General features: G+C 67.2%; 16 protein-coding genes. 6 read left to right on the forward strand and 10 right to left on the reverse strand.

Translation table 11 applies throughout. The annotated features are described in order from the left end of the window. Nucleotides 1-38 precede the first annotated feature (38 nt). A complete protein-coding gene (locus ACIBUY_RS22585) occupies nt 39-713 on the reverse strand; it encodes a GntR family transcriptional regulator (RefSeq protein ID WP_365564080.1) in 675 nt (224 codons plus the stop codon). Nucleotides 714-881: 168 nt separating this feature from the next. On the opposite strand from ACIBUY_RS22585, the gene ACIBUY_RS22590 reads away from it, so the two are divergent. Together ACIBUY_RS22590 and ACIBUY_RS22595 are read left to right on the forward strand one after the other, a co-directional pair. Then, nucleotides 882-2,369: an NCS1 family nucleobase:cation symporter-1 gene (locus tag ACIBUY_RS22590; protein WP_399153439.1), complete on the forward strand. Its 1,488-nt coding sequence runs from the start codon at nt 882-884 to the stop codon at nt 2,367-2,369. A 66-nt stretch (nt 2,370-2,435) separates the two neighbouring features. Continuing rightward, the gene (locus ACIBUY_RS22595) at nt 2,436-3,404 is read left to right on the forward strand and encodes a glycoside hydrolase family 6 protein (protein ID WP_399153440.1); all 969 of its coding nucleotides are present in this window, start codon (nt 2,436-2,438) and stop codon (nt 3,402-3,404) included. Nucleotides 3,405-3,620: 216 nt separating this feature from the next. Here ACIBUY_RS22595 and ACIBUY_RS22600 read toward each other — a convergent pair whose 3' ends face one another. The 3 genes from ACIBUY_RS22600 to ACIBUY_RS22610 are packed head-to-tail and all read right to left on the reverse strand — an operon-like array spanning nt 3,621 to nt 4,749. Next, nucleotides 3,621-3,824, reverse strand: a complete 204-nt coding sequence (locus tag ACIBUY_RS22600; protein WP_399153441.1) for a DUF397 domain-containing protein — start codon at nt 3,822-3,824, stop codon at nt 3,621-3,623. Continuing rightward, a complete protein-coding gene (locus ACIBUY_RS22605; protein ID WP_365564071.1) occupies nt 3,821-4,369 on the reverse strand; it encodes a DUF5753 domain-containing protein in 549 nt (182 codons plus the stop codon). The genes ACIBUY_RS22600 and ACIBUY_RS22605 overlap by 4 nt, the downstream gene beginning before the upstream one ends. Then, the gene (locus ACIBUY_RS22610) at nt 4,324-4,749 is read right to left on the reverse strand and encodes a helix-turn-helix transcriptional regulator (RefSeq protein WP_365564068.1); all 426 of its coding nucleotides are present in this window, start codon (nt 4,747-4,749) and stop codon (nt 4,324-4,326) included. The genes ACIBUY_RS22605 and ACIBUY_RS22610 overlap by 46 nt, the downstream gene beginning before the upstream one ends. Here ACIBUY_RS22610 and ACIBUY_RS22615 point away from each other — a divergent pair. Next, a complete protein-coding gene (locus ACIBUY_RS22615; protein ID WP_365564065.1) occupies nt 4,681-5,292 on the forward strand; it encodes an ATP-binding protein in 612 nt (203 codons plus the stop codon). The two genes, ACIBUY_RS22610 and ACIBUY_RS22615, sit on opposite strands and share 69 nt — an antisense overlap. 71 nt (nt 5,293-5,363) lie before the next feature. Further along, on the forward strand, nt 5,364-5,960 hold the full coding sequence (locus ACIBUY_RS22620) for a Uma2 family endonuclease (protein ID WP_399153442.1): 597 nt from the start codon (nt 5,364-5,366) through the stop codon (nt 5,958-5,960). Between the two features lie 44 nt (nt 5,961-6,004). Here ACIBUY_RS22620 and ACIBUY_RS22625 read toward each other — a convergent pair whose 3' ends face one another. From ACIBUY_RS22625 to ACIBUY_RS22645, 5 genes are all read right to left on the reverse strand, one after another. Next, entirely contained in the window at nt 6,005-6,199 is a 195-nt protein-coding gene (locus ACIBUY_RS22625; protein ID WP_365564059.1) for a hypothetical protein, read from the reverse strand. Beyond that, on the reverse strand, nt 6,196-8,088 hold the full coding sequence (locus ACIBUY_RS22630; protein ID WP_399153443.1) for a DNA/RNA helicase domain-containing protein: 1,893 nt from the start codon (nt 8,086-8,088) through the stop codon (nt 6,196-6,198). The genes ACIBUY_RS22625 and ACIBUY_RS22630 overlap by 4 nt, the downstream gene beginning before the upstream one ends. 101 nt (nt 8,089-8,189) lie before the next feature. Beyond that, entirely contained in the window at nt 8,190-10,205 is a 2,016-nt protein-coding gene (locus ACIBUY_RS22635) for a DNA/RNA helicase domain-containing protein (protein ID WP_399153444.1), read from the reverse strand. A gap of 325 nt (nt 10,206-10,530) precedes the next feature. After that, entirely contained in the window at nt 10,531-10,659 is a 129-nt protein-coding gene (locus tag ACIBUY_RS22640) for a DUF6408 family protein (protein ID WP_365564052.1), read from the reverse strand. A gap of 232 nt (nt 10,660-10,891) precedes the next feature. Beyond that, nucleotides 10,892-11,266: a hypothetical protein gene (locus ACIBUY_RS22645; protein WP_399153445.1), complete on the reverse strand. Its 375-nt coding sequence runs from the start codon at nt 11,264-11,266 to the stop codon at nt 10,892-10,894. A gap of 180 nt (nt 11,267-11,446) precedes the next feature. Between ACIBUY_RS22645 and ACIBUY_RS22650 the strand changes: the two genes are divergently transcribed. Together ACIBUY_RS22650 and ACIBUY_RS22655 are read left to right on the forward strand one after the other, a co-directional pair. Then, nucleotides 11,447-11,884: a hypothetical protein gene (locus ACIBUY_RS22650; RefSeq protein WP_399153446.1), complete on the forward strand. Its 438-nt coding sequence runs from the start codon at nt 11,447-11,449 to the stop codon at nt 11,882-11,884. Between the two features lie 23 nt (nt 11,885-11,907). Further along, nucleotides 11,908-12,684 carry a nucleotidyltransferase domain-containing protein gene (locus tag ACIBUY_RS22655; RefSeq protein WP_399153447.1) on the forward strand — a complete coding sequence of 259 codons (777 nt, stop codon included), beginning with the start codon at nt 11,908-11,910 and terminating at the stop codon, nt 12,682-12,684. Here the strand turns inward: ACIBUY_RS22655 and ACIBUY_RS22660 are convergent. Continuing rightward, a complete protein-coding gene (locus ACIBUY_RS22660) occupies nt 12,591-13,208 on the reverse strand; it encodes a 2'-5' RNA ligase family protein (RefSeq protein ID WP_399153448.1) in 618 nt (205 codons plus the stop codon). The two genes, ACIBUY_RS22655 and ACIBUY_RS22660, sit on opposite strands and share 94 nt — an antisense overlap. Nucleotides 13,209-13,331: the final 123 nt, after the last annotated feature.

The raw sequence follows: 13,331 nt of genomic DNA on the forward strand, positions 1-13,331 counted from the left end.
GCCAGAAGGCGCCGTCGTAGGTCAAGCGGGGCCCGGGCTCAAGCGGGGCCCGGGTCCGCCGCTTCGGGTGCGTCCCCGAAGAGCTGCCGCACCGTGGACCGGTAGTTCGTGCGTACGTGTCCCAGGGCCACGGCCCGTGCCCGGTCCGCGTCGCCCGCCGCCACGGCGTCGTACAACTCCCGGTGCTCGTCGAGCTGTTGGGTCCACGCCTCGTTGCGCCGGGTGAGCCAGCGCAGCCGGCCGTCGACCGGCTGCATGACGGTGGACAGCAGGCCGTTGCCCGCCATGGCCAGCAGCCGGTCGTGGAAGCGGCTGTTGATGTCGGCGATCGTCTCGTCCTCGCCCTCGGCGGTGGCCCGCGCCGCCTGCTCGAGCAGTTCCTCCAGCTGCGCCAGGTCGTCCCGGCGGGCGCGCTCGGCGGCGAGCCCGGCCGCGTAGACCTCCAACGCCTCGCGCAGCTCGAAGAGTTCGGTGACATCGGTGTGGGTGAGGGTGCGCACCACGGCCCGGCGCGGGGTCTCGTACGTCACGAAGCCCTCGCCGAGCAGCGCCCGGATCGCCTCGCGCACCGGGACCCGCGAGACGCCGAACCGGTCCGCGAGCTCCCGCTCCACCAGCCGGTCGCCCGGGCGCAGGCGACCGCCGATGATGTCCTGCCGCAGCGTGGCGAGCACGCGTTCGCGTACCGCGCCCAGGGGTTCCACCGTCGTCATGCCCCCATCTTCGCCGATGCCGGGTTCTTTCCCGGCCGGGGGCCTTTTACCGAGCCGTAACCGCACGGACATTGCCGAGTGCGTCAAGGAGCGGGACCATGACGCCGCTTTGGTATACCAATAGGGCGCCCCGCTCCGGGAGGCTGCCCCCACACCGGGAGGCTCTACATGCCCGTGGCCGAACCGCTGCGCACACAGGACGGCAGCACCTTCACCCTCGATCCTCGTCTGGTCAACGAGGACCTGGCCCCCGCGGCCGAACGCAAGTGGAAGGTCTTCGACCTCTTCGCCCTGTGGATGTCGGACGTCCACAACCTCGGCAACTACACGTTCGCCGCAGGCCTGTTGGTGCTCGGCCTCAACGCCTGGCAGATCTTCACGGCCCTGCTCATCGGCTTCGTCGTCATCTACGCCGGCTGCAACGCGATGGGCCGCATCGGCCAGCGCCACGGCGTCCCGTTCCCGGTCGTCAGCCGCATCAGCTTCGGTGTGTGGGGCGCGAACATCCCCGCCCTCATCCGCGCCGTGATCGCCATCATGTGGTACGGGATCCAGACGTATCTGGCGTCGGTGGCGGTGAACGTCATGGTCCTGGCGGCGTTCCCGTCGACGGAGTCCTGGACGCACCACTCCTTCCTCGGCCTGGACGCGCTCGGCTGGGCCTCCTTCCTGACGCTCTGGCTGCTCCAGTTCGTGATCATCACCCAAGGCATGGAATCGGTACGGAAGTTCCAGGACTTCTGCGGCCCGGCGATCTGGGTCGTGATGCTCGCCCTCGCGGTCTGGATCTGGGCGAAGGCGGGCTGGACGATCTCGCTCACGACCACCCCGCACCCGGTGTCGACGGGCGAACAGTTCCGCCAGTGGTTCGGCGCGATAGGCCTGATCCTCGCCACGTACGGCACGCTGATGCTCAACTTCTGCGACTTCTCCCGCTTCGCGCCGAACTACAAGACGGTGCGCCGCGGCAACTTCTGGGGCCTGCCGGTCAACTCAACTGCCTTCGTGGTCCTGTCGGTCGTGGTGACGGCGGGCAGCCTGGAGGTGTTCGGCGAGGCGATCACGGACCCGGCGATGCTGGTGGCGCGGATCGGCAACACCTGGGTCCTGGTCTTCGGCGCCCTGACCTTCGCCGTCGCCACGATGGGCGTGAACATCGTCGCCAACTTCGTCTCTCCCGCGTACGACTTGGCGAACGTCTGGCCGCAGAAGATCACGTTCAAGGTGGGCGGGGCGATCTCGACGGTGGCGGCGCTGCTGGTGACCCCCTGGAACCTGTACTCGAACCCGAACGTGGTGAACTACTTCCTCGGCGGCCTGGGTGCCTTCCTCGGCCCGCTGTTCGGCATCATCATGCTCGACTACTTCTGGGTGAAGCGGGGCCGGATCGACGCGGCCGCCCTCTTCGACGCGACGCCGGGCTCGCCCTACTACTACCGCGGCGGCGTGAACCCGAAGGCGCTCGCGGCGTTCGTCCCGTCGGCGGCACTGGCGGTGATCCTCGCCCTGGTCCCGTACTTCGACCAGGTGGCGGCGTATTCATGGTTCATCGGGACGGCGGTGGCGGCGGGGTTGTACGCGCTGATCTGCCGTGCGGAACGTACGGACTCCAGCACGGTGGTCGCTTCGGAGGGGGCTCTCGCGAGGGCCGAATGAGTGCACCCCGGGGAACTCGACCGGTCAAGGCACCTGTTGCGGGGGCCGTGGACGCATCATCCGCCCATGCTCACCATGTTCATGCCCCCGCGCTCCGTCCTCGGCGCCCTGCTGGCAGCGTGCGTGACGCTGCTCCCGGCGACCTCCTCCTCTCAAGGACCCGGCACGGTGTTCTGGGTCGACCCGAACACGGCGGCGTCCCGCCAGTCCGCGGCGTATCGCGCGCAGCACCGCTGGTCGGACGCCCGCCTGATCGACAAGATCGCCACCCGCCCGCAGGCGACCTGGCTCAACAACCCGAACCCCGGCCCCACCGTGCGGGCGGTCACCGCGGCCGCGTCCCGCGCCCACCGCACCGCGGTCCTGGTCATGTACCACATCCCGCACCGGGACTGCGGTCTGCACTCGGCGGGCGGCGCGGGCGACGCGGCGGCCTACCGCGCGTACGTCAACTCCTTCGTGGCGGGCCTGGGTTCACGCGGCGCGTACGTGGTGGTGGAGCCCGACGCGGTCGCGTCGTTGGTGGCGGGCTGCGCGGGCGCGAACGCCCGTGAGCGGTACGGGCTGTTGACGTACGCGGTGACGCGCCTGTCCAGGGCCCCGCACACCCGGGTCTACCTCGACGCGGGCAACTCGAGCTGGATCCCGGACGTGCGGCGCCTGGTGGGACCACTGCGGGCGGCGGGGGCGGCCCGGGCGGACGGAGTGGCCCTCAACGTCTCCAACTACCGTACGAACAAGGAGACTTCGGCGTACGGACACCGGCTGGTGTCGGCGCTGGGCGGGGGCAAGCATTTCGTGATCGACACCAGCAGAAATGGGAACGGGCCCTACCGGGGCACCGACGCGTGGTGCAACCCGCCGGGCCGGGCACTGGGCACGCCACCGACTGCGCGCACGGGGGACGCGGCGCTCGACGCGTACCTGTGGGTGAAGCGACCGGGGGAGTCGGACGGGACGTGCCGGGGCGGGCCGGGGGCGGGGCGGTGGTGGGCGGGGAGGGCTTTGGAGTTGGCGCGGAACGGGCGCAGTTGATGCGTCAGGCCGAGCGGGTCGGGCCGGGGTACATCTCGTAGTCCAGTACGAGGGTCCCGCTCACTCGGCACCCTGGTCGTGATCGGCCCCGCTGTTGCCCTCATCGGGGAGCGCGGCCAAGGACAGCCGAGTGTGCGGCTGGACGGGCGATCCCCACGGTTGCGGCGACGGTCAGATCGTGGGCGTTGCGCGGGTTTGCCATGTCGTCAACTGTGCTCACAGGCGGGCGAGGAAGGCCCGCCAGGCGGGGCGGCTGAAGGTGAGTACTGGGCCGGCGGGGTTCAACTTGGTGTCGCGGACGGGCGTGGTGTTGGGGTGGGTGGGGGCTACTTCGACGCATTCGCCTTGCCCGCCGCTGTAGCTGCTCGTGCGCCATATTTCGTCCCGGAAGCAGGGGACGTGGGGGCGATCGTGGCTCATGGTCTGTGCTCCTCGGCGACGCGACGGATCAGTGCGAGCGATTCCGTCGGCGGCAGAGCACAGGTGCGCGCGTCGTCGAAGAGGGCGCGATATTGAGCGACATCCGGCTCCCGTTCCATCCAGGTATTGCCGGTCGGGGTCTCCGTCAGTACTAGATCCTGCGCTGTCACCTGCGGAAAGCTCATCAGCAAGTACGGGCCGAACATACCCGAATGAGCCCCGCGGGAGTATGGGATGACCTGGACGGTGATGTTCGGCAGTTCGGCAACCCTGGCGAGCTGTTCGAGCTGTTGCCGCATGATCTCAGGCCCGCCTACCTGCTGGTGAAGAACGCCCTCCGCGAGGACGGCCCACAGTTCCAATGGAGCTTCGTCGAGAAGGCGTTGCTGTCGCGCAAGCCGCACCTGGACGAACTGGTGGATCTCCTCGGATGACTGCCAGGCGCGAGAGGCAACCGTGACGGCACGCCCGTACTCGGGGGTCTGCAGCAGCCCAGGGATCAGCTGCGCCTGGAAGGTCCTGATGCTGTCGCAGATGGTCTCCATCTCGATGTAGTCCCGGTAGGTGGCGCCAGTAAGGCCCCGTACTGGTGCCACCAGCCCTCGCGGCGTCGGCGATTGGCCGTACGGGTCAAGCGAGTCATCCGCTCGTGGATCTCGGAATCAGTGACTCCGTACGCCTTCAGTAGTGCGATCACGTCGGGAGTGCGTACGAGAACCCGACCGTTCTCCATTCGGCTGATCTTGCCCTTGGTGCAGTCGATCTCCTGGGCGGCCTGTGTGGTGGACAGCCCTGCAGCCTCGCGGTGGCGGCGTAGCTCGTCGCCGAGCTGGCGGCCGAGGACGGTTGATGTTCGGTGCGAGAAGTCGCCCTCCAGTTGCCATGTAGTCGAGGAAGCGTTCCCCGTGCTCGTGCTCTGCTGCACGCGGTGCTCGGGGCGTGGAGAGTCGGGCAAGAGGTCCTGGAATCGGCGGAGTTGGTGCTGTCCGAGCTGGTGACCAACGCCATGCGGGTGTCCGTGCCGTGCGCGCGGTACATCGGCGTGCGCATGGTGCGCCCCGAGAGCGACGGAGTCCTGCGCCTGGAGGTGATCGGCATGGGGCCGGGCCGACCCGAGATTCGCGTGCCCGAGGAGGACGAGACACGCGGCCGCGGGCTGATGCTCGTGGACGTGCTGGCTCACCGGTGGGGTGCGGAGGTGCGTGAGTGTGGGATCGGCAAGACGGTGTGGGCGGAGTTGAAGGCGCCGGACATCGTGGCGCCGCCGGAGGGGAAGGAGATCGAGGCGGTCACCGTTCGCCCCGGACAGTGCGTTCGGGTGTGGGGCGAGTGGCGTGCCGTTCAGAGCGTGCGTGCGGAGCCGTACGCGGCGGGCGGGCTCGCGGTCGTGCTCGGCCTGGACGAGGGTCCGGCGCTCAGGCTGCACGCGGCGGAGCCTGTGACCGTACGCGACGGGCAGTCGCAATGATCGTCGGCGCGGGCGCGGCTACCCTGAAGTCAGCATGCGGTCCGCGCAGGCGACGGCAAGGAGGAGACATCGTGGCCGGCCTGGCTCACCACCCGATCCCCGTTCGCCGGGGCCACCTCCGAGATGCTGCCGAGAAGATCGAGCAGGCTACGGGCATGCGCGTCGAGATCGTCGGAGGAAAGCTCGTGATGTCCCCCAGTCCGAGCGGTAAGCACGCCGGGATCGTCATCGACCTCCGCGACGCCATCCGGCCCGGTCTGGCCCCGGACCGTGAGGCCTACGAGAACGTGTCGGTTCCGATGCCGGACGACCCGGATGACTACACGACACCAGACCTGACCATCGGGCCGCGCGCTTTCAAGGAGACGGACGACTGGCTGCTGGATGCGGACGCTGTGGACCTGGCTGTCGAGGTCATCTCACCCAGTGAGCGGCTGAAAGGCATCAACGAGAAAACCGAGTGGTACGCCGCCGCAGGCGTTGCGCGATTGCTTCAGGTCGATCCGCGTACAGGGACCTGGGCGCTGTTCACGCGCCCGTCGGGCGAGGACGGCTACCAGGGTGTGATTCATGGCAAGTACGGGGAGGCCGTCCCGCTCTCTGCCGACCTCGGGGGAGAACTGGGGACCGGTGGTCTTCCTGTCTACGGTCCCCCATCGAAGAGCTGACCTCTCAGCCTTCCGCCGCTGAATGCCTGTGTCTGAGGCGGGACTTAGGCAACCAAGACCTTCGCGATGGCCAAGGCGATCCGCTCGATCCAGTCGATCGCGTCCGTGACGTCGGCATCGATGATGGCTCGACGCTGCTTGAGGTCGCCGTCCTCCGGGCCAGCTTCGTGGGCGATCTTGTTGCGGCGGTTGGCGATCTGGGCGAGAGGTCCGTCAGGCGAGCTGTCGACCCCGGTCAATCGACGCCGACGGCCGTCGCGATGCCGCTCTGTGGCTGCCCCACCAACTCCCGGAGTTTTTGCCTGGTTTCGGCGTCGGTCGAATAGACCACCGTGCCGATCATGCCGCGAGTCAGGAGCACCTTGTATGTGTTGCGGATCAGGCGGTTCACGTCGGCGTCGGGGGTGGACTTCTTGAATACCGGGTCCTTGGATGCCGTACGGTCAGTGACCCAGCGATCGCCGCGCCACACCAGGTCGGGCCCGATGATGACGCCACTCCAGTCGTACTCGAAGCCCTGGGCGGTGTAGACGCAGCCGACCTGGCCGAAACCTGCTGGATCGGTGGCCCAGAGCGCGGCGGGTGGCGCACCTGAGATGGCTCTGTCGCCGAAGACGTTCCACGGGCGTTGCCAGTCCCCGATGACGACATCTACGGGCAGTGACTGTCCCGCCGGAACCTTCTTGGTCCACTTCCAGCAGTAGCCCGCAGACATCCGGGAGCTGTACCCCTGGTCGCGCCGGTTATTGAGGAGGTTCTCCATCTCTTCCGGACTCTCGGCAACGACGAGTTGCATCCGGCCATCCGGATCCCACGGGAGAACGCCGCCCTCGACTAGTCCCAGCAGCCGCACTACCCACTGCAGATAGGCGTCGCTGCCGCCACAGCGGAACTGACTGTCCAGCGACACCACGCGGCACGTCAGGTTCTTCGCGGCTGCAGCGGCCTTGATCTCGGAGACGGTGCCCATCTCACCTGGCCGAACGACCTGGTGCTCGTCCAGGAGGAACACCGGGACGCGGGCGGCGTCGATGAGCTCCTCGACCTGGGCCTTGCCGGTGCGGTGAGTGGCCGGGGTGTACCGATTGGCCGAGGTCTCGCGCATGCGGTGCGCTTCATCGCAGACGAGGACGTCGAGTCCGTTGCGTTCGGCGGTCATGAAGCTGTTGAAGTACTTGAAGAGGTCCCTGACTTGAGGCTTTCGGGCGCCCGCCACCTTGCGCATGGTCGTGGTGAACGAACTGGATCCCGTCGCGTGCAGTGCGGTGAGGCCCTGGCGGTACAGCTCCCCGAGAACGGACAGCGCGATGACGCTCTTTCCGGTTCCGGGGCCTCCGGTGACCACAACGATCTCCTTGTGGTCCGACTCCTTTGCGCGCCGAACGGCGTTGAGTACCGTGCGATAGGCGATCTGTTGCTCGTCGAGCAGTACAAACTGCTCGCGCTCCCTGACCTCTTGGGCGGCTACGGCCATCAGCTGCCGCGACGGTCCGACCTTCGCGTTGAGTAGTTCATCGGCTGCTCGTGCACCGGAAGCCGGGCTGAGCCGTGATCGCAGGAAATCCATGAACTCGCCGCGCCGCTCACCGATGAAGAGCCGGCCGAACTCATCCTCGTTCTCGAACAGTCCGCCGATGCCGAACTGGGTGGCGTTGTGCAGATACGCGGCACCGCAGATCCTGTCCGGATTCTCGGCGAGGGCGGCGTTGAATGAGGTCAAGTACTGCACGTACCCCCGTACTTGGTCCACGGGATTCAGAACGGGACGGCTGTACGAATCGACTTGGCACAGGGACGGATCACTGTCGACGGGATCGGCGCTGCTCCACTGCTTCAGCTCCACGACGATGTAGGAGGGATGTCCCGTCTTCGGATGAACGCCGGCCAGTACGGCGTCGGCTCGCTTGCTGGTGAGCGGGAGGCCGTACTCCAGGAGTACTTCTACCTGACCGAGCCCGGCATCATTGAGCGCGCTCGCCAGCACCGGGATGCTGCGCTCCCAGGAGCGCGCCTCGGCGGTGCTGGGCTTGTACCCGTGCATGCGCGCGAACTGCTCGGTCATACGGAGAAAAAGGGAACCGGACAGGCACTCCGCGGAGACCGCGGCGGCGGAGGCGCGGAACAGCAACGGATGCTCCCAGGCAGCACGAAGGAACTCGTGCGGGTGGGGGCATGTCCTTCGTGACTCCGCCTGAGGCGGAGCGGAAGCCCGGCGGGCCGCTTTGACGATTACTCGAACTCTATCGCGAGCTGTTCGGCCACGTCCTTCTCCAAGGGTGTGGCCACCGGGGGCAGCTTCCGTTTCGGAGGCTTTCGCAAGGGGTTGTCCGCGATGGTGCCGCTGATCAGCGTGCGCAGTGCATTGCGTGTGTCCGGGTCTTCGGCATAGATCACGATGCCGCTGCGGGCGCGGGTCAGCAGGACGTGGTAGGCGTGCCGCACCAACTGGTCCACGCGCTCGTCGCTCACCGAAGCGGGTTTCAGTTTGCCGTCATGGGTCTTGCTGCGATCGACGGTGAAGCGGCTGTCGCGCCACACGAGATCGGGGCCGATGATGACGCCTGCCCAGTCGAACTCGAAGTTCTGTGCGGTGTAGATGCAGCCGATCTGCCCGAATCCACGAGGGTCGGTCGCCCATTGGCTGGTCTCGGGTACGTCCTCGATCTGGACGCCGTCCTTCGCGTTCCACGGTCGGTGCCAGTCGCCGATACGCACTTCGTGCAGAAGCTCTCCGTGTGTCGGTGTCTTCCATTCCCAGCAGAACCCCGCGGTCATCCGAGCCTGAAGCTTCTCTTCGCGGATCTGCTTCTCCAGGAAGGTCTCCATTTCCTCGGGGCTCTCGGCGAGACGGACGTCGATACGGCCGTCCGGGACCCAGGCGGGAACGGAGGCCGGCTTGAGGGTCAGCAGCTTCGTCACCCACTCGCGGAATGCGGCACTTCCCTCAGCGCGGAACATTCCGGGGAGCTCGATGACCTCGTAGTCACACCCCAATTCCTTTGCACGATCCATGAGGTAGGCCACTGTGCCGACCTCGTTGGGGCGCAGGGACTGCCAGTCGTCGAGCAGGAAGACGGGGACCTCGGCGGCGTGGATCAGTTCGTCGGCCTGCGGCCACCCTCTCTCCTTCACCCATCGCTTGACGTCGCGGCCGTCCGACACGAGGCGTACGCGGTGAGCCTCGTCGCAGATCAGGACCTGCAGTGAGTTCTGCTCGAGATCCCCGAACTGCTGAAAGAACCGAAAGTCCTTACGGGCCTGCCGTTCGGCCCTGCCCTTGTGACCACGCGGAGCGGCATTGGCGGCGGCCTGACGCAGATTGTTGGTGAACGACCGGGACCCACTGGCGTGCACGACGTGGTGGTTCTCCTGACGAAGCGTGCGCAGGAGTTCGACGGCCACCGCGGTCTTGCCGCTGCCAGGGCCGCCCTGAATGATGATGACCTTCTTGCGGTGCCGGGCCCCGTTTGCGCTGACCCGCACGGCTTCCCGTACTTCCTGGAACGCGATCTCCTGTTCCTTCTGGAGCGCGAAGACAGGGTGTGGACTTCCGACCCGGCTGAAGGCCTCGCTTGAGGAAGGGACTTCGTACTGCTGCGCCTGGCACAGGACATCCGCCGCGCGGGAGCCCGATTCCCCAGCCGCCAGGCGCGCGGACAGGAAACGCTGGAACTCGTCGAGACGGTCCCGTGTGAACAGCCGCCCGTGGTCGCTCTGCCGCAACGCGAAGAGAGACGCAACCTCCGAACTGGCGTTGTGCAACAGGGCCGCACCGGCGATCCGTTGACGGTGTCCGTACAGTGGCGCGAGGTTCTGCACCAAATACTCGCAGTAGCGCTGCACTTGACGGACCGGATGGAGTTTTGGCTTGTCGTACCCGGCGTCCACTGCGATGGGATTGGTCGGGGAGACCTCGGCCTTTCGCCATTGCTTCAACTCGATGACGACGTAGGAGAGGTCTTTCGTTACCGGGTGCAGCCCGGCGAGGATCACATCCGCTTCGCCCGCCATTCCGGGCGTCGCGTACTCGATGAGGACCTCGACGCCGTCGAGGCCCTGGGAGAGGAGTGACTCGACGACGCTCGGGAGGCTCTCGTCCCACGAGGCGACAAGACCGGCGCCCGGTTGCTTCTTGTTGGGGTGCGTCCGCACGTACTCGTTGATGAGCTTCGCGGTGAGCGGAAGGTGAGCCTGTCCGGTCGGCGTGATGAGAGGCCGCAGTGCGGCCGCGGACTTCCGGAGCAACAAAGAGACTTCCCCACAGGCACGACAGATCTCGTGCGGGTGGGGGCATGTCCTGTGAGGAAGCCCGTCGGGCCGCGATGACCCTGCGTACATTACCCGCGGACAGGTCGAGCGGCCCGTGATCCGGGAATGACGCTGAGGACCTGCGGGACGTCCTGAGGCTTGTCGCGGACCACGAGGAGAAGCTCGCGCGGGGCATGAAGGGCCGCCTGCGTCAATTCCTGCTCGTCGACGGTTCCCTGGCGAGATCCTGCGTCGACGTTGGCTGAAGGGTCTTGGAACAGAGAGAAGGGGACGGCCCTCGGGCCGTCCCCTCACCTCATCGTCAAACGATGAGGTGCGCGGTGCTTTCCACCAGCACCTTCACCAGCTCCACCCCAAGGCCCGTGGCGACACCGATGAGGATGTCGCGGAGCCAGGTCCGGCGCTTGGGCGTGTACTCGACGGGAACCATGTGAAGCAACTCCTTCAGAGGCGGGTGGTAGGGAGGGGTTCCCATACCTGGGCACCGTTCCGGCCACCGCGAGGGGCCTCACCATGTGGCTCATGGCTCTACGCATCCGACTTCTGAAGGTTCTGCATTCGCAGGCCCGATCTGTAACCCTCCAGGGAGGCAGCATCGCGCTGGCGCAGGCTATCTCATAACTGGTTTGAGTGGGCAAAGAGTTGGGACTGGACGGCGACTGTCATCCGCCTCCTTTGCCGAGCAACGCCAATGTCGTCGTGATGAGCGTGCACATCAGCGCGACGATTGCACTGAGACTGGCCAAGCCCGTCTTGCGGTCGGGGAACAGTTCGCGGCGTGTCTGGCGCAGACCGGGGCGGACGGCGAGAGTGCGTATGCGCTGCCACTTGTGTTGCTCGATGCTGCATCCGCGGAGAAGTCCGCGGGCATTCTTGCGGCAGGTCTGGCCTTGTTTACGGATGGGGGCGCCACATGGGACGGGTGCCTGTAACAGGAACCACAGGAAGCTCAGGGCGAACAGTGCGGTCAGGCCGATGGGGCCGATGTCTGACGTGAGCCAGCCTGCGAGAGCGACGACGAGAACGATGAGTCCCAATAGGGAAGAATCTTCTGCCGGTTCATGACAGGCGAAGGTAGGTGGAGGAACAGGCGGCGGGGAGGGCGCACATGGGCGCACGAGAGCACGTTGTTCCATGTCGGCACGCTGCCCCGGCGGTGAGCGGCAAGGATCGCGGCGGGGTGACGCCGTGTCGTTCGTCCGGTTACCTTTTCGCCCATGGACCCAGAACTCACCGCCCTCGCCACCGCCAGCGCCACGGCTCTGGTCACGCAGATGACCACCGACGCCTGGACTCGGATCCGGGATCGTTTCGCGCAGGTTCTGTCGCGGGAACAGGGGCGTGAAGAGGCAGCCGTGGTGGGCGAGTTGGATCAGGCCAGGGACGAAGTCGTGGCCGCGAGGGGTGACGAGGACGAGATCGCCGGGGCGCGGAGTGAGTGGCAGCGGCGGATGCGGCGGGCCTTGGTGGCCAATCCGGAGGCGGCGGACGATCTGCGGGAGATTCTCGCGGAGTTGGCGCCTCCGGAGGCCCGGCAGGGCGACACGTACACCATTACGAATCACATGCGGGGCGGGGACGGGAACAGCGGCGTGGTCATGCAGGTCGGGGTCGTGAAGAACCTGCACCAGGGGCAGCCGCCGCGGCACAGCTGAAGGCAGTTGCGTACGGTTTCCCCATGCCCAAGCACACCGATGACGCCTTCCTCGATCACCTCGCCGATCGCCTCCACGCCCTTCCCGGCGTGCACGCCGTAACCCTCGGCGGATCGCGCGCCCAAGGGACGCACACCCCCGAGAGCGACTGGGACACCGCCGTCTATTACCGGGGGAGTGAAGGGCGCTTCGAGCCGCGGCACCTTCGGGACGTCGGGTGGGAAGGTGAAGTCTCCGAGATCGGGGGGTGGGGCGGGGGCGTGTTCAATGGTGGGGCCTGGTTGAGCGTTGATGGGCGGCGTGTTGATGTGCACTACCGGGATCTCGATGTCGTCGAGCATGAGCTTGCCGAGGCTGAAGCCGGGCGGGTTCGGGTCGAGCCGCTCATGTTTCATCTTGCCGGGATCCCGAGTTATCTCGTCGTCGCCGAGCTCGCCGTCAATCGGGTGTTGAGGGGGGAGACCCCCGTTCCTGATGGGTATCCGGTTGCCCTGCGCAAGGCCGCCCCGGACGCCTGGTGGGGGCGGGCCGACATGACCCTGCAGTACGCGCTGCACGGGAACGTGCCGCTCGGGGGACGCGTCGAGGTGGTGGGTGCTGTTGCCATCGCCGCCATGCAGGCCGGGCATGCCGTGCTCGCCGCGCGTGGGGAGTGGGTCACCAATGAGAAGCGGCTGTTGGCGCGGGCCGGGTTGCGCGGCGTTGATCAGTTGCTGGTGGACAACTCCCTGGAGCTGGGTGAACTCGTCGAGCGTGCGCGGGAGTTGATGGTCCGTGCCGTCGAGGGCGCCAAGGGGTAGGTCGCCGCGTCGCGCCAACCCGTGCCCGCGCCCTCCGTGGTGATCAGGCGGACTGCCGTCACCTGCGTGTGGAGGGGCAGGGCGTTCCTGAAGGGCGAGGCCGGGATGTCGTCCGTGCCCTCGCCGCTCGCCAGCGTCAGGTGCGGGGCCAGGCCCTCTTCGCCGAAGATGCCGCGGTACGGGACCGCCTCCGGCCAGCGTGCGCGGAGGGCGTCGGTGAGGGCGCGGACCGGGGTCGCGGGCGTCGGTGGCAAGTAGAGGACTCCCGGCCAGCGCTGCGTCGCGTGGAACGTCAGCGTGAAGGCCGGACTCATCGCGATGAGGGCCCGCAGGTCCCGCTCCAGTCGGCCGGTGATGCGGGGCAGCGGCAGGAACGGGTAGAGCACCGTCACGTGAGCACGCGAACCCGTGCGGACCAGGGCGTCCGCCTCCGGGACGTGGATCGTCAGCGCCGTGTCGCCGGGGGTGTCCGGCCAGCTGTTCTCCTGCAGTGATGTCTGTAGTGATGTCTGTCTCGTGGGCACGGTCAAGTGTCACATTGCGGAAATGCGGGCGTTCCTTCCCCTCCATGAACTCCCTTTACCGTGGAGGGACCAGTTCAGGTCTGGCCGATGTCGTCCGGCACCACACCGTGCACGCCACCCACG

This window comes from Streptomyces sp. NPDC050085 (assembly GCF_044460595.1).
Taxonomy (GTDB): Bacteria; Actinomycetota; Actinomycetes; order Streptomycetales; family Streptomycetaceae; genus Streptomyces.

Coding starts and splice junctions, on each gene's coding strand:
- ACIBUY_RS22605 (WP_365564071.1), bottom strand. CDS start 4,369: ATGGAGACCATCTGCGACAGCATCAGGACCTTCCAGGCGCAGCTGATC.
- ACIBUY_RS22640 (WP_365564052.1), bottom strand. CDS start 10,659: ATGGTTCCCGTCGAGTACACGCCCAAGCGCCGGACCTGGCTCCGCGAC.
- ACIBUY_RS22655 (WP_399153447.1), top strand. CDS start 11,908: ATGCCCAAGCACACCGATGACGCCTTCCTCGATCACCTCGCCGATCGC.
- ACIBUY_RS22590 (WP_399153439.1), top strand. CDS start 882: ATGCCCGTGGCCGAACCGCTGCGCACACAGGACGGCAGCACCTTCACC.
- ACIBUY_RS22595 (WP_399153440.1), top strand. CDS start 2,436: ATGCTCACCATGTTCATGCCCCCGCGCTCCGTCCTCGGCGCCCTGCTG.
- ACIBUY_RS22650 (WP_399153446.1), top strand. CDS start 11,447: ATGGACCCAGAACTCACCGCCCTCGCCACCGCCAGCGCCACGGCTCTG.
- ACIBUY_RS22585 (WP_365564080.1), bottom strand. CDS start 713: ATGACGACGGTGGAACCCCTGGGCGCGGTACGCGAACGCGTGCTCGCC.
- ACIBUY_RS22600 (WP_399153441.1), bottom strand. CDS start 3,824: ATGAGCCACGATCGCCCCCACGTCCCCTGCTTCCGGGACGAAATATGG.